Source organism: Curtobacterium sp. ABR8 (genome assembly GCF_057812125.1).
This window is the reverse complement of record NZ_CM173818.1, coordinates 3,130,654-3,150,414: the sequence shown is the minus strand read 5'-3', so window position 1 is coordinate 3,150,414 and position 19,761 is coordinate 3,130,654. Positions and strand designations below refer to the sequence as shown.

Below are 19,761 nucleotides of genomic sequence, written 5' to 3'. Positions count from 1 at the left end.
GCCCGAGAACGCACCACAGAACGGACGGGAGGCCCGTTGCCAGCTGGCAACGGGCCTCCCGTCCGATCGTCGGTTGCGTCCTAGGACAGCTTCTTGCTGTCCTCGAGCCAGCCCGCGAGCTCCGTCATGTAGCCGGCCTGCGAGGCGTAGTCGAGCGCCGGGAAGGTGAAGCTGTGCACCTGGCCGGCCTGCAGTGCCGCGTTGTCGGCGAAGGTCGGCTGCTTCTCGAGGTCCGCGACCTGGTAGCCCTGCTGCGACAGCAGCAGGACGTCGGCCTTGATCTGGCCCGCGTTCTCCCACGAGTAGATGCCCCAGTAGAAGCCCTTCGGCTTCGGGTTCACGAAGTCGACACCGAACGACGAGTACATCTGCAGCAGTGGCTCGTCGGTCGGGCGGGTGACGTAGGCGCCGTCACCGTCGGCGTACATGGAGACGACCGACAGGTCCTGCTCCTTCGCGACCTTCTCGAGCTCGTCGCCGGCGGTGTCGAAGCGCTTCTCGGCAGCCTCGATCGTCGACTCCTTCGCACCGAGGGACTCGGACAGGTCGGCGATCTTCTCGATGACGTCCTCGCCCTTGCCGCCCCACTTGACCTGGACGACCGGCGCGATGGCCTCGATCTGCTTCTCCTGCTCGTTGTCCTTGAAGCCGTAGCCGGGCTGCGTGTCGTCGAGCGTGCCCTTCTCGTCGGTCGGGTACACCGAGGTCACGACCAGGTCGGGCTTCAGCGCTGCGAGCTTCTCGAGGTCGATGTCGCCGTACCCGGTGCCGAGCTGCGTGATGCCGTCGGTGTCCAGGTCGTCGAACCGGGCGTCCTTCGCCATGGTCAGCTGGCCGAAGGTGCCGACCGGCTTCAGGCCGTACTCGATGAACGAGATCGCGATGTCGTTCAGCACGACGACGCGCTTCGGCGTGTGGTCGACCTTGACGGTCGTGCCGGTGGCGTCCTCGTAGGACCAGGCCTTCGACGCCGAGGTGTCACCGTCGGAGTCGTTCGAGTCGGTGCTCGAGCAGCCGGCGAGGAGGAGGGCCGAGACGGCCACGGAGGTCAGGAGGGTGGCTCGGAGGGAGCCGCGTCGGGAGAGCTTCACGTTAGGAGAGGCTAACCTAAGTCGGCCGCGCTCGCCAGCACGGTCTCGCGTTCACGGTGCAGCGACGCGTCGTGCTCGTCGGCTTCGGGCACGATCATCGGGGCGCCGGTCACGGGGTCCGGGAACACGCGCGCGTGCAGCCCGAAGGCGCGCTCGAGCAACGCGGGGGTCAGCACCTCGTGCGGTGCACCGTCAGCAGCGACGCCGCCGTCGTGCAGGACGACGAGCCGGTCGGAGAACCGGGCCGCGAGCGACAGGTCGTGCAGGACCATCACGACGGTGGAGCCCTGCTCGCGGTTGAGTCGGCGCACCAGGCGCAGGACCTCGAGCTGGTGTGCGAGGTCCAGGTAGGTCGTCGGCTCGTCGAGCAGCAGCGTGTCGGCTTGCTGCGCGACCACCAGGGCGATCCACGCACGCTGGCGCTGCCCGCCCGACAGGCTCGCGACGTCGCGGTGCGCGACGTCGGTCAGTCCGGTCGCCGCGATGGCCTGCTCGGCCACGTCGGCGTCATCCGCGGTCCAGGGCTTCGCCCAGGACTGGTGCGGGTTGCGCCCGCGCATCACCAGGTCGAGCACGCTCGTGCCGGCGGGCGCGACGGGGGACTGCGGCAGGATCGCGAGCTTCCGGGCGACCTGGCGGTTCGGCTCCTTGCGGATCGGGGCGCCGTCGAGCAGGACCTCGCCGGACTGCGGCTTCAGCACCCGGCCGAAGGCCTTGAGCAGGGTCGACTTGCCGCAGCCGTTCGCGCCGAGGAACGTCGTCACGGTGCCCCGCTCGACCCGCAGGTCCAGGTCGGTCAGCACCGGGTGCCGGTCGTAGCCGACGGACAGGCCGCGGGCCTCGAGGACCGGGGTGGACAGGGGTGTCGTCATCGGGACATCTCCTTGCGGTGACGGATGAGGAGCCAGATCAGGTACGGGGCGCCGATCACGGTCGTGATGATGCCGACGGGCACCTGCCACGGGAACGCGGCGCGCGACAGCAGGTCCGCGGCGAGGACGAGTGCGGCGCCGAGCAGCCCGGCGAGCAGCAGGGGCGGGCGGTTCGTCCCGGCCAGCCGGAGGCCCACCTGCGGGACCACGAACGCCACGAAGCCGACCGGTCCCGCAGCGGCGACGGCAGCCGCGGTGAGCACGACGGCCAGCGCGATCACGAGCAGGCGGTGCCGCTGCACGGCGAGCCCCACCCCGGTGGCGACCTCGTCACCGAGCTGTCCGATGCCGAGCGCCGCGCTCGTCGCCAGGGCGATCGGCACCGCGACCGCGGCGACGATGAGCAGCGGCCAGACGCTCGACCACGAGGTGCTCGACAGGCTGCCGACGAGCCACTGCGACGCGGCGGTGGCGAGGGTGATCTTGGCGCGGACGAGCAGGTAGCTCGTCACCGCGTCGAGTGTCGCGCTGACGCCGATGCCGACCAGGATGAGCCGGTAGCTCTGCACCCCACCGCGCCAGCCGAGCCCGTACACGACGGCGGCGGCGATCAACGCACCGATCGTCGCGGCCACCGGGATCCCGCCGCTGAGCACGAACGAGGACACCGAGTACGTGCCACCGCCGAGCACGATGGCCGCCACGGCGCCGACGCTCGCCCCCGACGTCACGCCGATGATGTCCGGGGTGCCCAGGGGGTTCCGGGTGAAGGTCTGGGTCAGCGCCCCTGCGATGCCGAGCGTGAGACCGACGAGTGCCCCGGTGAGGACGCGCGGCAGTCGGAGTGTGGTGATGATGAAGGCGTCCGGGCCGGTCTCGAGCCCGACCAGGGAGCGGACGACGATGCCCGGGGCGATCCAGGTGGAGCCGATCGCGACGCCGAGGACGACGAGCACCAGGACGGCACCGAGTGACGCGACCGTGTACCAGAACACCCGTGGGCGCCAGGCGAGGCCGATCGGTCCGATGCGGACGCCGGCGCGGCCGGGCGCACGGACCGCTGCGCCCGTCACAGGGACACCAGCGATCGGCGACGGGCGACGGCGACGAACACCGGACCGCCGATGACGGCGAGGACGATGCCCACCTCGACCTCCGAGAACCCGCCGATGAGCCGCCCCACGACGTCGGCGAGCAGGACGAGCGCGGCGCCGACGAGTCCCGACACCGGCAGCGTCCACCGGTGCCCGGTCCCGACGAGTGCACGGGCGACGTGCGGCACGGTCAGGCCGACGAAGCCGATCGGGCCCGCGGCGGCGGTCGCGCCGGCAGCGAGCAGGGTGATGCCGCCGAGCCCGACGAGCCGCGCGACGAGCACGTTCTCGCCCAGGCCCTTCGCCAGGTCCGACCCGAGCCCGAGGGCGTCGAGGGCCCGGACGTTCACGACCGCGAGCACCAGCCCGGCGACCAGGAACGGCCACACCGCGCCGAGGACGTCGAGCTGCCGTGCGGCGAGGGAACCGACGACCCACAGTCGGTAGGCGTCGAGCGAGTCCTGGTCGGTCAGCACGACGAACGAGGTCAGCGCGCCCAGCAGGGCCGAGACCGCGGCGCCGGCGAGGGCGAGGGGGACCGGGCTGGCGGTGCCGCTGCCCGCGACGGTCACGGAGAACACCACGACGCTCGCGACCAGCGCGCCGCCGAGGGCGAACCACACCGTCGCGCCGGTGCTGGTCACCCCGAACACGTAGACGCCGAGGACGACGGCCAGCCCGGCACCCGACGAGACCCCGAACAGTCCGGGGTCGGCGAGCGGGTTGCGGGTGTGCCCCTGCATCAGGAGCCCCGCGATCCCCAGGGCCGCACCGACCGCGGCACCGATGAGCGTGCGCGGGATCCGGGAGCCCCAGACGATCGCCTCGTCGGTGGTCGACCCGGTCCGCAACAGGCCGTCCAGCACCCGGTCGACGCCGATCCGGTTGCTGCCGAGGAGCATGCTCGCGACCGCCACCAGGACCAGCACGACGACCAGTGCGGCGATCACCAGGACGTGTCGGCGGACGGCGGTGCGGTGGACGCCGAGCGCGGTGGTCGCATCGGTGACGCGGGCCTCCGGGACGGAAGCCAGAGTGGGAGAGGGGGCTGGCACGGAGAACATCTTAGGTTAGCCTTGCCTCATGGCGAAGACTCCGCGGCTCCTGCCCGAGAATCCCCGGCTCTTCCGCGCCCGGGTCCTGCGGACCGAGCGCACCACGCCGTCGATGCACCGCGTCACCGTCACCGGCGACGACCTGCACGAGTTCCCGTTCCTGGGCTTCGACCACTGGTTCCGTCTGTTCACCGGGCGCCCGGACCAGGACGCGTTCCGGATGCCGGAGCTGGACGGCAAGAAGTGGTGGCCGACGTTCCTGGCCATCCCCGAGGACGTCCGCCCGCACTGCGCGAACTACACCGTCGCCGCGTTCCGCCCGATGCCCGACGGCACCGCGGAGATGGACATCGACTTCGTCGTGCACACCGACGCCGACGGCGAGCCCGAGGGCCGCGCCGCCATCTGGGCGTGTGCGGCCCGACCGGGCGACCAGCTGGCGATGCTCGACCAGGGCTGCATCTTCGACTGCCCGGACGACACCAGCGAGGTCGTCATCGCGGCCGAGGAGACCGGCCTGCCGGGCGTGCTCGGCATCGCCGCGTCGCTGCCGCGGGACACCGTCGGCCGCATCATCCAGGAGGTCCCCACCGCCGGTGACGTCCGCGAGATCGACGCACCCAGCGGCGTGACCGTCACGTGGATCGTCCGCGACGAGGTCGACCACCACGCCGTGCCGGGTCGCGCCGCGCTCGCCGAGCTGCAGCGGCACGTGCCCGTCGACGACCGGGGCTACGCGTTCGTGGTCGGCGAGTCGACCCTGGCGACCGAAGGGCGCCGGCACCTGCACCGTGCGGGTCTGCCGAAGTCACGCATCACGTTCTCGGGCTTCTGGAAGCACGAGGCCAAGGAGTCCGTCTCCGCCTGAGCGGCGCCCGTTCCTTCCCCTGGCACCTGCGATGCCTGGTACGCCCGAGACGCGACCGACCGACGAACGGGAGGCCCGGTGCCAGCTGGCACCGGGCCTCCCGTCCGTCGTGGGGTGGCGTCAGCCCTTGAGGCCGGAACCCGTCACGCCCTCCACGATCTGCCGCTGGAAGATCAGGTAGAGGATGATCAGCGGCAACGCCGCCAGGATCGCTCCGGCCTGGATGTCCGCGTAGCGCTGACCGAAGCTGCCCTGGACCGTGGCGAGCCCGACCGGGATCGTCATGAGGTCCGGGTTCGACAGCACGAACAGCGGTAGCAGCAGGTTGTTCCAGACACCGACGAACGTCAGGATCGTCACCGCGGCGATCACCGGACGCGACAGCGGCAGGATGACCGACCAGTAGATCTTCCAGATGTTGGCGCCGTCGATGCGTGCCGCCTCCTCCAGCTCCTTCGGGATCCCGTCGAAGAACTGCTTGAAGATGAACACCGCGATCACGGCCGGCACCTGCGGGAAGATGACCGACCAGTAGGTGTTCAGCAGGCCGACGGCGTTGAGCTCCTGGAAGATCGGGATGATCAGGACCTGCGTCGGGATCATGATCCCGAGGATGATGAGCAGGAACGCGATGTTCCGACCGCGGAACACCAGGCGGGACAACGCGAACGCCGCCATCGAGGCGAACATGACGGTCAGGACGGCCGTCACGACGCTCGTGATGGCGCTGGCGAGGTACCAGTTCCAGATGTCGCCGGCCTGGAACAGTGCCGCGTAGGAGTGCAGCGTCGGGTTCCAGTTCGACAGGATCGAGTTCGCGCCGAGGGCGGCGACGCCGTTGTCGGACAGTGACGTCTTCAGGGCGAACAGGCTGGGGATGAGCCAGATGATCGCGAAGACGATCAGGATGATGCCGGCGACCAGGTTGAAGCCCTTGCCGGAGACGCCGATCTTGGCGGCGTTCGCGGGCGCGGCGGCCGAGACACCGGTGCGGAGCTTGGCGCGGCCGGTGGTGATGCTCTCGGTGGCGGTCATGTCAGGCCCCGATCTCTCGCTTGGCGGCAGCGCGCTCGACGAGCTGCCGGATGACCGCGATCGCGACGATCACGATGAACAGGAGCACCGACGCTGCCGAGGCGGCGCCGAGTCGGTTGTCGGTGAAGCCGACGCCCGTGATGAGCTGCAGCGAGACCTGGGTGGAGATGCCCGGTCCGCCGTTCGTCATCAGGTACACCTGGTCGAAGATCTTCAGGCTCGCGATGATCTGCAGCAGGATGACCAGCGTCGTGGTGCGGCCGAGCAGCGGCAACGTGATCGACTTGATCTGCTGCCAGTTCGACGCACCGTCGACGGCGGCCGCTTCGTACAGTTCGCGCGGGATCTCCTGCAGGCCGGCCAGGTAGAGCACGAAGTTGAAGCCGAGGGTCCACCAGACGGTGGCGATCGCGACACCGATCATCGCCGTGTTCGGGCTGGACAGCATGCCGGAGCCCGGGGTGAGGCCGATGGCCGACTGCATGCTGGCCCACAGGCCGGTCGCCGGCGTGAAGATGAACACCCAGATCAGCGAGATCGTCGCCGACGGCAGGATGAACGGCAGGAAGAACGCCAGTCGGAAGAACCACTGGCCGCGGTTCATCCGGTTCGTCAGGACGGCGAAGACGAACGCCAGGATGACGAGCGGCGGCGTCGTGTAGAGCGTGAACTGCAGGGTGTGCCAGAGCGACGACCAGAAGTCGGAGCGTCCGAGCATCTCCGCGTAGTTCGCGAACCCGGCGAAGCTGCCGAGGCCGGTGCGCACGGTCGAGGTGTTGAAGAAGCTCGAGACGATCATCCAGACCGTCGGGCCGAGCAGGAAGGCCACGTAGAACAGGCCGAACGGGGCGAGGAAGAGCCAGCCGCTGCGGCCCTGGCCACGGGTCAGGCTGGTGCCGTAGGTGCGGCTCCGGCGCGGACGCGACGCGGTCGCGGCGTCCGTGGGCCGGTCGAGGACAGGTGCTGTGGTCACGTCATCGTGCCTTTCGCGCGGTGTTCACGGCGTTCACGTGCCGGGCAGGTGCACGCCCGGTGGTCGCGGGCCCGGTCACAGTGGGCTCGGGGTGTTCAGGTAGGTCGCGAGCTGCGACTTGATGGCACGGAGCGCCTGCGCGGGCGACGAGCTGCCCTGCTGCACGAGTGCCAGCTGGGCGCCGACGGTGCCCTCGAAGGTCGAGCCGGAGCCGCCGTACCAGGCGGGGTCGTCGAACACGGCGGTCTCGGCGGCGGCGGCGTAGTTGGACTGGGGCTTGAGCTCCTTGTAGGCGCTGCTGTCGAACGTCGGGATGTAGGCGGGCACGTGCCCGCCCTCGGCCCAGGTCAGGCTCTGCTCGAGCATCTGCTTGATGAAGAGCATGTGCTGCTTGCGCTGCTCCGGGGTGCGGTCCTTCTTCGGCAGCACGAACGTGTGCGAGTCCGCCTGCGTCGCGGGCTTGTCGTACAGCTGCGGGATCGGGGCCATGCCGAACTTCAGTCCCTTGATGGACTGCGCGGTGCTGATCTCCCACTCGCCCTGCATGAAGAAGCCGGCCTTGCCGTCGAACATCAGGGACTGCGCCGTGGCGTAGTCGAGCGCCTTGTTCATCCAGCCCTGCTTGACCCACTTCTGGGTGCGGCTGGTGACCTCGTTGTAGGCGTCCTCGTTGACCGTGAGCTTCGCGCCGCCGTCGCTGATGAAGGGGGTCGCGTCGTTGATCTGGTTGTACATCGTCCAGAAGAAGCGCCACGGGGTGGCGGTCTCCGGCACGACGTTGGCGACGTTGAGGGCCGTGCCGCCGGTGACCTTCGCGACCGCGGCGAGGGCGCTCTCGAACGTGTCCATGCCGGACAGGTCCTTGAGGTTGCCGTCGGCGTCCAGCAGGCCCGCCTTCTTGCACACGTCGACGTTGTAGAAGAGCACGAAGGGGTGCGTGTCGAGCGGGATGGCGATGTTGTTGCCGTCGGTCTTCTGTGCCGTCCACGCCTTCTGGTTGAAGTCGGCCGCGCTGAGGCCGACGCTCGCCAGGTCCTCGGACGTGATCGGGTCGAGCAGGTCGCCGTCCCACAGCGGCTTCGCCCGGGTCAGGTGGGCGACCGCGACGTCCGGCGGCTTGTTCCCGACGGTGGCCAGTGTCAGCTTCGAGTAGTACGGGTTGCCCCACGCGAACGTGGTGGCCTGCAGCGAGCTCGATCCGCCGTGCTGCTTCGCGTAGCCGTCCTCCATCGCCTGCATGCGGAGGCCGTCACCTCCGCCGAAGAGGTTCCAGAAGACGAGCGTCTCGGGGTTGAGCGCACTGCCGGCCAGGCCGGCTGCGATCGGGCTCGAGCACGCGGCGAGCGGCAGGACCGTCGCGGCCGCCGCTCCTGCGGCGAGGAAGCCGCGGCGCGAGAGGCGCGACGCGGGTGTTGCTGGGCGGTTCGGCATGGCATCACTCCATCGGGATGGGCCGGGCTCGGGAACAGGGTCGGTGCTCCCGCCGGAGCATCGCTGTTCCGGACACGGAACAGTGGGTCGCTGTTCCGTGAGCGCTCACATTAGCCCTCGCCTTCGCTGTCCGCCACCCCTTTCGCGTCGGCGTGGAACCCGGTAGCGTTTCGGTCAGGTGAGCGCTCACTTTCGTGACGGTCCGCTTCGCTTCCCGAGCGCCGGACCGTGCCCGCCCACCGCATGACCCGCAGTACCCGCTCTCGCACGATCGAAGGAGATCCATGCCCCGCACACACCTCGTCCTCGACGCCGCGTTCACCGTGGGGCCGGTGCGACGTCGCCTGTTCGGCGGGTTCGTCGAGCACCTCGGCCGCCACGTCTACGACGGCATCCACGAGCCCGCGCACGAGACCGCCGACGAGCACGGCTTCCGCAAGGACGTCGTCGAGCTCGTCAAGGAACTCGGCGTCTCCGCCATCCGCTACCCCGGCGGCAACTTCGTCTCGGGCTACAAGTGGGAGGACGGCGTCGGACCCGTCGAGCAGCGCCCGAAGCGCCTCGACCTGGCCTGGCACTCGACCGAGACGAACGAGGTCGGCCTGCACGAGTTCCAGCACTGGCTCGACCAGGTCGGCTCCGAACTCATGCTCGCCGTCAACCTCGGCACGCGCGGCACCGCCGAGGCGATCGAACTCCTCGAGTACGCGAACATCAACGCCGGCACCGCACTGTCCGAGTACCGCAAGTCGAACGGCCGTCAGGAGCCCTTCGCCATCAAGATGTGGTGCCTCGGCAACGAGATGGACGGCCCGTGGCAGCTCGGCCACAAGAACGCCGAGGACTACGGCAAGCTCGCCGCCATGACCGCCAAGGCCATGCGGCAGATCCAGCCCGACCTCGAGCTGGTCGCCTGCGGTTCCTCCGGAGCGTCGATGCCGACGTTCGGCGAGTGGGAGCGCACCGTCCTCGAGCACACCTACGACGACGTGGACTACATCTCGGCGCACGCCTACTACGAAGAGGGCGACGACCTGGCGTCGTTCCTCGCCGCTGGCGTGAACATGGACCACTTCATCAAGACGGTCACCACCGCCGCCGACCACGTGCAGGCGCAGAAGAAGTCCGACAAGCGCATCGACATCTCGTTCGACGAGTGGAACGTCTGGTCGATCACGAAGTGGAACGAGCAGCAGAAGACCTTCGGGCCGCAGGACTGGCCGGTTGCCCCACGCCTGCTCGAGGACGTGTACACCGTCGCCGACGCCGTCGTCGTGGGTGGGCTGCTCATCTCGTTGCTCCGGCACGCCGACCGCGTCGCCTCGGCGTCGCTCGCGCAGCTCGTCAACGTGATCGGCCCGATCATGACCGAGCCCGGCGGGCCGGCCTGGCGCCAGACGACGTTCTTCCCGTTCGCGCTGACGTCGCGCCTGGCGAACGGCACGTCGCTGCAGGTCAAGGCCTCGGGCGACACCGTCGACGGCGGCACGTACGGCGAGGTGCCGGTCGTGGACTCGGCCGCCACCGTGACCGAGGACGGCACGGCAGCGGTCTTCCTGGTCAACCGCCACCCGTCCGAGTCGACCACCGTCACGATCGACCTCGCGGGCCTGGCGGCCTCGGGTGACGTCCGTGCCGAGGGCATCTGGGACGACGACATCCACGCCGTGAACGACCTGTCGTCCACCGAGCGCGTCGGGCTCCGCACGAACGAGACGGTCAGCCGCGACGGCGACACCATCACGATCGAGCTGCCGCCCGTGTCCTGGACCGCCGTGTCGATCGGCTGAGACGCCTCGGCGTGCGCTGCGGCGGGCGTCGAGTGAGCACAGAGGACGTCGGGCGCTCGCGCCCGACGTCCTCTGCTCGTTCTCGCGCGGGTGCGCGGGTGCGCGGGGCAGGTCGCATGTCGCGTGTCGCGTGTCGGTCCGGGCCGGTCCGCGGAAGCGACAGTCTCCCGGCATGGTGCGGCGTCCGGACCGCGAAAGCGACAGTTCTCCGCGAATGGTCGGCGGCACAGTGTCGCTTTCGCGGGTGCGCCCCGAGCGGCGGACGGGAGGCCCGTGGCGGGCCCGCACCGTGCCTCCCGTCCGCCTGTTGGTCGCGAAGGCGACAGATGTGCGGCCGGCGGCGCCGTCCTGTCCGCGAGAGCGACAGTTCTCCGCGGAAGGTCGGCGGCACAGTGTCGCTTTCGCGAACCAGGGCCGCGAACCGTCAGCGCGCGGGCGGGGGTGCGGTGCTCGACCGCTCCACCAGGCGCACGGGCACCAGGTCGGGGGCGGAGGACACGGACGCGCCGTCGATCTGGGCGAGCAGGTTCGCGACCGCTCGGCGCCCGACCTCGTCGAACGACTGGTGCACGGTGGTGAGCGGCGGCCAGAAGGAGTCGGACTCGGGGAAGTCGTCGAACCCCACCACGCTGAGCGACGACGGCACGGACCGCCCGGACTCGTGTGCGGCGCGGAGCACCCCGAGGGCGGTCTGGTCGTTCGCGGCGAACACTGCGGTGATGTCCGGGCGTGCGGCGATCTCGAGCCCCGCCGAGTAGCCGTGCTCGGTCGTCCAGCCGCCGTGGAAGACCGGCGGGACGACCCGTCCGGCGCGCGACAGGGTGTCCTGCCACGCGGCCAACCGGCGTGCGGCGGAGTACGACGAGGTCGGTCCGGCGACGTGCCAGACGGTCTCGTGGCCCAGGTCGAGCAGGTGCTGTGTCGCCTGGCGGGCACCGTCGGTCTGGTCGGTGTCGATCGCCGGGTGCTCCGTGCTGCCGGTGGAGTCGACGATGACCATCGGCACGCCGTCGGGCAGGACGACCTCGGCCGTGTCGATGATGTGCGACTCGATGATGATCACGACGCCGTCGACGGCCTGCTCGTGCAGGCGGGAGAACGCGGAGCGGACGCCTTCCTCGGTGCGCGAGGCCATCGGCAGCAGTGTGATCGTGAAGTCGGCGGCACCGGCGGCGTCGGCGATCGCCTCGAGCGTGCGCATGTTGCCGAAGGACGCGAGCGTGAACATGATCACGCCGATGGTGCGGAAGCGCCCTGATCGCAGGGCACGGGCTGCGCGGTTCGGGCGGTAGCCGAGGGCGTCCATCGCGCGCTGGACCCGGTCGCGAGTGTCCGGACTGACGTTGTCGAACCCTCGGGCGACACGCGAGACCGTCTGCATGGAGACCCCGGCTGCGTCCGCGACGGCGGCCATCGAGGGCGAGCGGCGGGTGCCGGCGGGGGACTCGGTCGTCATCGGCTCGCTCCTTCCGTTGCGGGTTCGCGCAGTCTGCCTCCCCGGACGGTAGTGCATGTTGACGTTGCCATGCTATCGTCCTGACGTTCGATGTTGACGTCAACATCGGTGTTCACCCCGGACCCCTGATCCGTCCGGGGCTGCGGCGTCGACATCGACCACCCGAACGCAGCAGACGAAGGAGTCACATGAGCACGCTCGCAGCGCGGCCCGGCGAAGCAGCCGCAGCGCAGCCGGCAGCACCCCGCCCGGCCGGTCGTCGGACCAAGGCGCGCGGACGCTGGACCGGCTGGCTCTTCGTCGGCCCCTTCGTGGTCGTCCTCGTCGCCATGCTCATCGTCCCGATCGGCTACGCCCTCTGGCTCAGCCTGTTCCGCGACCAGCTCATCGGCGGCAACCAGTTCGTCTGGTTCGCCAACTACGTGCAGCTCTTCCAGGACGCCAAGTTCTGGTCCGGCTTCGGCCGCGTCGCGATCTTCCTGGTCGTCCAGGTGCCGATCATGCTCGGGCTCGCACTCGTCGCCGCCCTCGCGCTCGACAGCGCCCGACTCTGGGGCACGTCGTTCTTCCGCATCGCGGTCTTCCTGCCCTACGCCGTCCCCGGTGTCGTCGCGGCCCTGATCTGGGGCTTCATCTACGGCAACCAGTTCGGTCTCACCGGCGCCGCGAACGATGCCCTCGGCATCGACCTGCTGCAGCCCTTCAGCCCCACCTGGGTGCTGACGAGCATCGGCAACGTGGTCACGTGGGAGTTCCTCGGCTACAACATGCTGATCTTCTACGCCGCACTCCGCACGGTGCCCGGTGAGCTGTACGAGGCCGCCGAGCTCGACGGCGCCGGCCCCCTGCGCACGGTGTTCTCGATCAAGCTCCCGGCGCTCCGCGGCCCGATGGTCATCGCCACGATCTTCTCCATCATCGGCAGCTTCCAGCTCTTCAACGAGCCGAACCTGCTCAAGACGCTCGCACCGAACGTCATCGGCAGCGCCTTCACCCCGAACATGTACGCCTACTCGCTGTCCTTCAGCGGTCAGCAGTTCAACTACTCCGCCACGGTCGCGATCGTGATGGGCGTGATCACCGCGGTGATCGCCTACGTCGTCCAGGTCCGCGGCACCCGCGAGGAGAACCGATGAGCACCATCCAGCACCCCGCCGGGCCCGCAGCGGCCACGGTGACCGAGGCGACCACGACGCAACGTGCGCCACGCACCCGCTCGATCCGTGCCTCCAGGAAGGCCGAGGAGCACGTCGACGGACGCAAGCCGAAGCGTTCCGGCCTGCTGACCGCGGTCATGGTCGTCTTCGTCGTGTACTCGTTCGCGCCGCTGTTCTACCTGCTCGTGAACAGCACGAAGACGCAGGCGTCGCTGCTGTCGACCTTCGGCCTCTGGTTCGGCGGGGACTTCAACCTCTGGCAGAACATCGTCGACACCGTCACCTACAACGACGGCATCTTCCTGCAGTGGTTCGGCAACACGCTGCTCTACGTGGTCGTCGGTGCCGGTGGCGCCACGCTGCTCGCGACCGTCGCCGGCTACGGCATGGCGAAGTTCCAGTTCCCCGGACGCCGCGCGGTGTTCGCCATCGTGCTCGGTGCCATCGCGGTCCCCGGCACGGCGCTGGCGGTCCCGACCTTCCTGCTCTTCTCGCAGGTCGGCCTGACCAACACCCCGTGGTCGATCATCCTGCCGTCGCTCATCAGCCCGTTCGGCATGTACCTGATCTGGACCTACGCGGTCGACGCGATCCCCGCCGAGCTCCTCGAAGCCGCCCGCATGGACGGCGCCGGTGAGTTCCGGATCTTCTTCACGATCGCGCTCCGCCTGCTCGCTCCCGGTGTCGTCACCGTCCTGCTCTTCGCGGTCGTCGCCACCTGGAACAACTACTTCCTGCCGCTCATCATGCTGAGCGACCCGAAGTGGTACCCCCTGACGGTCGGCCTGAACCAGTGGAACGCCCAGGCCACCGGGTCCGGCGCGCAGCCGATCTACAACCTCGTCGTCACGGGATCGCTCCTCACGATCATCCCGATCGTGGTCGCGTTCCTCTTCCTCCAGCGCTTCTGGCAGTCCGGCCTCGCCGCCGGGTCGGTCAAGGCCTGACACAGCAAGCTCCACCCCCTCTCCACGAAGAAGTGAAAGGCACCCCCATGAACAAGCGTCTCCGGCGCGGGCTCAGCGCCCTCGCCATCGGCGTCACCGCCGCGATCGCCCTCGCTGCCTGCGCGTCCGGCGGCTCGTCCTCCGGCGGTTCGTCCGACGACATCGACAAGGCCCTGAAGGACGGTGGCACCCTGACCTACTGGTCCTGGACCCCCTCCGCCAAGGCCCAGGTCGCCGCGTTCGAGAAGCAGTACCCCAAGGTGAAGGTCAAGCTCGTCAACGCCGGCACCGGCGCCGACCAGTACACCAAGCTGCAGAACACCGTGAAGGCCGGCTCCGGCGCCCCCGACGTCGCCCAGGTCGAGTACTTCGCGCTGCCGCAGTTCGCCCTGTCCGACTCGCTCCTCGACCTGTCCGGCTACGGCTTCGACTCGCTCGAGGACAAGTTCGCGAAGAGCACCTGGAGCTCGGTCTCGATCGACGGCAAGGTCTACGGCCTGCCGCAGGACTCCGGCCCCATGGCGCTGTTCTACAACAAGACGGTCTTCGACAAGCACGACATCGCCGTGCCGAAGACGTGGGACGAGTACGTCACCGCCGCGAAGAAGCTGCACAAGGCCGACCCGAACGCGTACATCGCGGCGGACTCCGGCGACGCCGGCTTCACCACGAGCATGATCGCCCAGGCCGGTGGCACGCCGTTCACCACCGACGGCGACAAGGTCACGATCAACCTGCAGGACGCGGGCACCAAGAAGTGGACGAGCACCTGGAACGAGCTCGTCGAGCAGGGCCTGCTGTCGAAGACCGTCGGCTGGACCGACGACTGGTACAAGCAGCTCGGCAACGGTGAGATCGCCACGATGATCACCGGTGCGTGGATGCCCGGCAACCTGGAGTCCGGCGTCGCCCAGGCCTCGGGTGACTGGCGCGTCGCCCCGATGCCGACCTACGACGGCGGCACCGCCCAGACCGCGAACAACGGCGGCAGCGCCGAGGTCGTCATGAAGCAGTCGAAGAACCCGGCCCTCGCCGCGGGCTTCCTGAAGTGGCTGAACTCGTCGAAGGCGTCGACCGACGTCTTCATGAAGTCCGGTGGGTTCCCCTCGACCACCGCCGACCTCGACTCGTCGGCCTTCCTCGACGAGAAGCCGGAGTACTTCGGCGGCCAGCAGATCAACAAGGTGCTCGTCGACGCGTCGAAGTCCTCGGACAACGACTTCACCTACCTGCCGTACCAGGTGTACGCGAACAGCGTCTACGCCGACACCGTCGGTCAGGCGTACGAGAACGGCACCTCGCTCGACGCCGGCCTCGAGGCCTGGCAGAAGGCCCTCGCCAAGTACGGCAAGGACCAGGGCTTCACGGTCTCGACCAAGTAGCACCGCACCCTCGGCGGGGCCGTGCGGACACGTCCGCACGGCCCCGCTCCACGCCCGGCTCCGGCCGGCCATGAGAAAGTCACACCATGCGATTCGCCATCGGCGACACCGACTTCCTGCTCGACGGCGAGCCGCACCGGGTCCTGTCCGGCGCGATCCACTACTTCCGCGTGCACCCCGACCTGTGGGCCGACCGCATCCGCAAGGCGAAGCTGATGGGGCTCAACACCATCGAGACCTACGTCGCCTGGAACGCGCACGCCCCGTCGCCCGACGTCTTCGACCTGACCGGCGGGCTCGACCTGGGCCGGTTCCTCGACCTGGTCGCCGCCGAGGGCATGCACGCCATCGTCCGTCCCGGCCCCTACATCTGCGCGGAGTGGACCAACGGCGGGCTGCCGTACTGGCTCTTCGCCGACGGCACCGTCGGCGTCCGACGCGACGAGCCGGGGTTCCTCGCCGCCGTTTCCTCGTACCTGCACGCGTTGGCGCCGGTGCTGGTCCCGCGGCAGATCGACAACGGCGGACCCATCGTCCTGGTGCAGGTCGAGAACGAGTACGGCGCCTACGGTTCCGACCCCGTCTACCTGTCGAAGCTCGAGCAGATGCACCGGGCGATCGGGCTCACCGTCCCCTTCACGAGCGTCGACCAGCCGATGGGCACGATGCTCGAGGACGGCTCGCTGCCGTCGCTGCACAAGACCGGCTCGTTCGGCTCGCGGTCCGTCGCCCGCCTCGAGCGCCTGCGGCAGGCCCAGCCCACCGGCCCCCTGATGTGCTCCGAGTTCTGGGACGGCTGGTTCGACAGCTGGGGCGAGCACCACCACACCACGCCGGCGGCCGCCTCGGCAACGGACCTGGACGACCTGCTCGCCGCCGGCGGCTCGGTCAACATCTACATGTTCCACGGCGGCACGAACTTCGGCTTCACGAACGGCGCGAACGACAAGGGCGTCTACCGTCCGATCGCGACGTCCTACGACTACGACGCCCCGCTCGACGAGGCCGGTCGGCCGACCCCGAAGTTCCACGCCTTCCGCGCGGTCATCGAGCGCTACGCGCCCGTGCCGCCGCTGCCGGCATCGATGGAGCCGGGTGGATCGGGTCGGCTCGCGTCCGATGCTGCGGACGGAGCCGACCGGGAGGCCCGGGGCGTCCCCGCCACGGACCTCGCCGTCCGCCTGGACCGCGTCGCGTCGCTCCGCTCCCTGCTGCCCACGCTCACGACGTGGTCGGCGCACGACGAGCCGCCGACGTTCGACGCCCTCGGTGCGGCCAGCGGCTTCGTCCTGTACCGGGCCGAGGTGGACCTGCCGTCCGGCGGCGTGCTGACCGTCGGCACCGAGGTCCGCGACCGCGGGATCGTGTCCGTCGACGGTGTGGTCGTGGGCGTCCTGGAGCGCGAGCACCACGACCGTGCGATCGCCCTGCCGCCGGTGACCGGGACGCTCGAACTGCTCGTCGAGGACCAGGGGCGGGTCGACTACGGCATCCGGATCGGTGAGCCGAAGGGCCTGATCGGTGGGGTCGCCGTCGACGGGGTCCCGCTCTCGCGCTGGACCGCGTCGCCGTTGGCGCTCGACCCGATCGCACCGTCCGCCCTCGATGCGCTGTCCGCCGTGGAACCGGTCGACGGCGAGGTGCTCGCCGGACCGACGTTCGCCACGGGGTCGTTCGACCTCGACGCGGTGGACGACCGCTACCTGTTGCTCGACGGCTTCCGCAAGGGTGTCGCCTGGGTCAACGGGTTCTGCCTCGGCCGGTACTGGTCGCGCGGCCCGCAGCAGACCCTGGCGATCCCGGGGCCGGTGCTCCGCCACGGTCGCAACGAGCTCGTCGTGTTCGAGTTGCACGCGTCGGCGTCCCGGACGGCGCACCTGCTCGTGCAGCCCGACCTGGGGCACACCGAGGCGTAGCCGCGCGTCCCTGGTCGAATTGGGCGTCCCTGGTCGGAACTTCCGACCAGGGACGCCCGATTCTGGTTTCCACCGCGGGCGTCATGGGACGTTTCGGACTCCGTGAGTCGCTGCCCACGCCTGCACCTCGAGGAGCGCCTCGCGTCGCCAGCGCCAGAGCGGGGCGAACCTCGTGCCGTCGTCCTCCCATGCTCGGGTCAGCAGCCAGATCTGCCGTCGGTGGTCGACCCCGCGATCGTCGCGCCACTCGACGTACGCGTCGTCGAGCACCGCAGTGACGCCCGCACGCGGTGCGGTCCACGACGACAGGAAGCCGGAGTACCGGAGGGTTTTGTCGGACAGGTGGACGGCGACGCGTCGGAGCCTGGCCGTGGCCCAGGTCCCGCCGGCGATGAAGGCGACACCGAGGACGAAGACGAACACCCGCGCCGATGCTCCGGGCACGAAAGCCACGCTCGCAAGTACGACTCCTGTCCCGATCATCACCGGGCCGAACACGATGAGGTTCAGGATGCGCTCCAGGCGCGGCGGACGGATCGTCGTCACGGCAGAGCGTCCAGGTCGGCCAGGGCCTGCTCGGCGTCGGCGATCCGATCGGCCTCGGGACGGGTCCACCACTCCGGGCCGCGTTCACCCAGACCGTGCTTCGCGAGCCCGTTCCGGTGCCGTGCCGCGGCCAGCGCAGCGTCGTCGCCCGCGCGCTTCGCGGTCTTCACCGCGTTGCGCCCGCGCCCCAGGTGGGAACGGAGCGCGGCCGCGAGTTCCTCGGGCAGGGCCGGGTCGGTGCGGCGCCAGCGTCGGCCGTTCACCAAGAAGTAACGGTCGTCGGCTTCGGCGGTCATGCCCCGAGTCTTGCACCGTCAGTGGTGTCGGGTAGACAGGAGCCGATGAGCAACGACCGCGTCCGCCCGATGCTCGACGTCCGACGCATCTACGCCGAGCCGGCCGCGCTCGAACTGCAGCGTGGGCAGGAGATCCTCGGGCAGTGGCCGGACGCCGAGATCGTCCCAGTCGAGTCGCATTGGAACATCCCCGAGGTGCACGGCGACGAACGGAACGTCCAGCGCTGGGTGCGGATCAAGACCGAGGCCCTCGTGCTCGGCGTGAAGAAGTCGCTGGTCACCCGGCCGAACGGTCGCTCCGCCGACTTCATCGCGCCCTCGACGGCGAACGGCTGCGCGATGGCGTGCGCGTACTGCTACGTGCCGCGGCGCAAGGGCTACAGCAACCCGGTGACGGTGTTCGCGAACATCGACCAGATCACGAAGCACGTCGCACGGAACATCGCGAAGCAGGGACCGAAGACCGAACCGAACCAGTGCGACCCGGAGGCCTGGGTCTACGACATCGGCGAGAACAGCGACTGCTCGGTCGACGCGATGCTCAGCGACAACGTCCGCGACCTGTGCGACCTGTTCCGGATGACCCCGACGGCCAAGGCCTCGTTCGCGACGAAGTACGTCAACCGCGACCTGCTCGACTGGGACCCGATGGGCCGGACCCGCATCCGGTTCTCGCTCATGCCGCACGAGACCGCGAAGGTCACCGACATCCGAACGAGCCCGATCGCCGAGCGCATCGCCGCGGTGAACGACTTCGTCGACGCCGGGTACGAGGTCCACCTGAACTTCTCGCCGGTCATCGTCACCCCGACCTGGGAAGCCCACTGGGCCGAACTGCTGCGGCAGGTCGACGACGTGCTGTCCCCAGCCGCCAAGGCGCAGCTCGCGGCGGAAGTGATCTTCCTCACGCACAACCAACCCCTGCACGAGGTCAACCTCGGCTGGCACCCGAAGGCCGAGGACCTGCTGTGGCGCCCCGACCTGCAGGAGCAGAAGGTGTCGCAGAACGGCGGAGTGAACGTCCGCTACCGGTCCGGCATGAAGGGGCAGCTCGTCGAGCGCTTCCGCGAACTCGTCGCCGAGCACCTGCCGTCCTGCCGCATCCGCTACGCCTTCTGACGGCCGGCGGGCTGGTGGCGCTCCGCCAGTGCCCGACGGACCTGGTCGCCGCGCAGGGGGCGTCCGGCCAGCACGCCGCGCGGGACGTCCGCTGCCCGGAACCCGTCGAGCACCAGGTCCACCCAGCGTCGGTACGCCTCGGGCGCGACCCGGCCGAAGGTGCGGATCGTCTCCGCGATCGACAGCTGCAGGAGTGCGACGTCGGCCAGCGTGGCGTCGGCGCGGAGGACCGCGGCCGCCTGTCCGGCTGTGAAGAGGGCGTCGATCCCGTCCTGTACGGCGATGCGGAGCCGGAGGAGTTCCGGAGCGTCGCGGTAGTCGGTGGTCATGAGTTCGCTGAACCCGGTGCGGCGCGCCTCGATCGCCGCCGTCTCGCGGACGAAGGTCGCGAAGCCCTCCCACGGGTCCGAGGCGGACAGCTCGCGGCAGTGCTCGACGAGGTCGAGCACCTCGTGCATCGGCTCGACCAGGACGGCTTCCCACAGTGCGGCGCGGGTCGGGAAGTGCCGGTACAGGGTCGCGTTGCCGAGTCCCGCTGCGACCGCGATCGGTTCCAGTGCAGCCTGGAGGCCGTGGTCGGTGAACGCGGACCGGGCCGCGTCGACGAGCGCCTGACGGTTCCGGGCGACGTCTCGGCGGGTCATGCACCGAGCCTAGATCGCGTGGCCGGGAATACGGGGAGCAGTCTCCGGTTTGAAACGGGGACAACCATCCGTTTCATCACCTGGAGTTC

General features: G+C 69.7%; 18 protein-coding genes. 7 read left to right on the top strand and 11 right to left on the bottom strand.

Annotated elements, in window-relative coordinates; translation table 11 throughout:
* Positions 1-80: 80 nt before the first annotated feature.
* From ACXKZB_RS14980 to ACXKZB_RS14965, 4 genes are read right to left on the bottom strand one after another with little or no spacing between them, the layout of a single operon-like run.
* Positions 81-1,091 carry an ABC transporter substrate-binding protein gene (locus ACXKZB_RS14980; RefSeq protein WP_488823661.1) on the bottom strand — a complete coding sequence of 337 codons (1,011 nt, stop codon included), beginning with the start codon at positions 1,089-1,091 and terminating at the stop codon, positions 81-83.
* Between the two features lie 11 nt (positions 1,092-1,102).
* Positions 1,103-1,963 (bottom strand): ABC transporter ATP-binding protein, encoded by an 861-nt coding sequence (locus tag ACXKZB_RS14975; RefSeq protein WP_488823660.1) that lies wholly within the window; start codon positions 1,961-1,963, stop codon positions 1,103-1,105.
* On the bottom strand, positions 1,960-3,036 hold the full coding sequence (locus tag ACXKZB_RS14970; protein WP_488823659.1) for a FecCD family ABC transporter permease: 1,077 nt from the start codon (positions 3,034-3,036) through the stop codon (positions 1,960-1,962). The genes ACXKZB_RS14975 and ACXKZB_RS14970 overlap by 4 nt, the downstream gene beginning before the upstream one ends.
* Positions 3,033-4,112, bottom strand: a complete 1,080-nt coding sequence (locus tag ACXKZB_RS14965) for a FecCD family ABC transporter permease (protein ID WP_261783926.1) — start codon at positions 4,110-4,112, stop codon at positions 3,033-3,035. The genes ACXKZB_RS14970 and ACXKZB_RS14965 overlap by 4 nt, the downstream gene beginning before the upstream one ends.
* Positions 4,113-4,140: 28 nt before the next feature.
* On the opposite strand from ACXKZB_RS14965, the gene ACXKZB_RS14960 reads away from it, so the two are divergent.
* Positions 4,141-4,980, top strand: a complete 840-nt coding sequence (locus ACXKZB_RS14960; protein ID WP_488823658.1) for a siderophore-interacting protein — start codon at positions 4,141-4,143, stop codon at positions 4,978-4,980.
* Between the two features lie 120 nt (positions 4,981-5,100).
* On the opposite strand, the gene ACXKZB_RS14955 is transcribed toward ACXKZB_RS14960, so the two are convergent.
* From ACXKZB_RS14955 to ACXKZB_RS14945, 3 genes are all read right to left on the bottom strand, one after another.
* Positions 5,101-6,015, bottom strand: a complete 915-nt coding sequence (locus ACXKZB_RS14955; protein ID WP_123314121.1) for a carbohydrate ABC transporter permease — start codon at positions 6,013-6,015, stop codon at positions 5,101-5,103.
* A 1-nt stretch (position 6,016) separates the two neighbouring features.
* Positions 6,017-6,988, bottom strand: coding sequence for a carbohydrate ABC transporter permease (locus ACXKZB_RS14950; RefSeq protein ID WP_222658344.1), 972 nt, complete (start codon positions 6,986-6,988; stop codon positions 6,017-6,019).
* A 75-nt stretch (positions 6,989-7,063) separates the two neighbouring features.
* Positions 7,064-8,419, bottom strand: coding sequence for an extracellular solute-binding protein (locus tag ACXKZB_RS14945; protein ID WP_123314119.1), 1,356 nt, complete (start codon positions 8,417-8,419; stop codon positions 7,064-7,066).
* A gap of 284 nt (positions 8,420-8,703) precedes the next feature.
* On the opposite strand from ACXKZB_RS14945, the gene arfA reads away from it, so the two are divergent.
* A complete protein-coding gene (gene arfA, locus ACXKZB_RS14940; protein WP_488823657.1) occupies positions 8,704-10,209 on the top strand; it encodes an arabinosylfuranosidase ArfA in 1,506 nt (501 codons plus the stop codon).
* A 424-nt stretch (positions 10,210-10,633) separates the two neighbouring features.
* Here the strand turns inward: arfA and ACXKZB_RS14935 are convergent, their stop codons facing one another.
* Positions 10,634-11,665, bottom strand: coding sequence for a LacI family DNA-binding transcriptional regulator (locus ACXKZB_RS14935; RefSeq protein WP_488823656.1), 1,032 nt, complete (start codon positions 11,663-11,665; stop codon positions 10,634-10,636).
* Between the two features lie 188 nt (positions 11,666-11,853).
* Between ACXKZB_RS14935 and ACXKZB_RS14930 the strand changes: the two genes are divergently transcribed.
* The 4 genes from ACXKZB_RS14930 (at position 11,854) to ACXKZB_RS14915 (ending at position 17,067) form a co-directional block, all read left to right on the top strand.
* The gene (locus ACXKZB_RS14930; protein WP_123314116.1) at positions 11,854-12,801 is read left to right on the top strand and encodes a carbohydrate ABC transporter permease; all 948 of its coding nucleotides are present in this window, start codon (positions 11,854-11,856) and stop codon (positions 12,799-12,801) included.
* Positions 12,798-13,769: a carbohydrate ABC transporter permease gene (locus tag ACXKZB_RS14925; RefSeq protein ID WP_221180584.1), complete on the top strand. Its 972-nt coding sequence runs from the start codon at positions 12,798-12,800 to the stop codon at positions 13,767-13,769. Before ACXKZB_RS14930 ends, ACXKZB_RS14925 begins: the two co-directional genes overlap by 4 nt.
* Before the next feature lie 47 nt (positions 13,770-13,816).
* The gene (locus ACXKZB_RS14920; protein ID WP_340195802.1) at positions 13,817-15,151 is read left to right on the top strand and encodes an ABC transporter substrate-binding protein; all 1,335 of its coding nucleotides are present in this window, start codon (positions 13,817-13,819) and stop codon (positions 15,149-15,151) included.
* Positions 15,152-15,237: 86 nt separating this feature from the next.
* On the top strand, positions 15,238-17,067 hold the full coding sequence (locus ACXKZB_RS14915; RefSeq protein ID WP_488823655.1) for a glycoside hydrolase family 35 protein: 1,830 nt from the start codon (positions 15,238-15,240) through the stop codon (positions 17,065-17,067).
* An 81-nt stretch (positions 17,068-17,148) separates the two neighbouring features.
* On the opposite strand, the gene ACXKZB_RS14910 is transcribed toward ACXKZB_RS14915, so the two are convergent.
* Positions 17,149-17,613, bottom strand: coding sequence for a hypothetical protein (locus ACXKZB_RS14910; protein WP_488823654.1), 465 nt, complete (start codon positions 17,611-17,613; stop codon positions 17,149-17,151).
* Complete coding sequence (locus tag ACXKZB_RS14905; protein ID WP_488823653.1) at positions 17,610-17,909, bottom strand: biopolymer transporter Tol; 300 nt, start codon at positions 17,907-17,909, stop codon at positions 17,610-17,612. Before ACXKZB_RS14905 ends, ACXKZB_RS14910 begins: the two co-directional genes overlap by 4 nt.
* A gap of 45 nt (positions 17,910-17,954) precedes the next feature.
* On the opposite strand from ACXKZB_RS14905, the gene ACXKZB_RS14900 reads away from it, so the two are divergent.
* A complete protein-coding gene (locus ACXKZB_RS14900) occupies positions 17,955-19,028 on the top strand; it encodes a spore photoproduct lyase family protein (RefSeq protein ID WP_488823652.1) in 1,074 nt (357 codons plus the stop codon).
* Here ACXKZB_RS14900 and ACXKZB_RS14895 read toward each other — a convergent pair.
* A complete protein-coding gene (locus ACXKZB_RS14895) occupies positions 19,016-19,672 on the bottom strand; it encodes a TetR/AcrR family transcriptional regulator (protein WP_488823651.1) in 657 nt (218 codons plus the stop codon). The two genes, ACXKZB_RS14900 and ACXKZB_RS14895, sit on opposite strands and share 13 nt — an antisense overlap.
* Positions 19,673-19,761 lie beyond the last annotated feature (89 nt).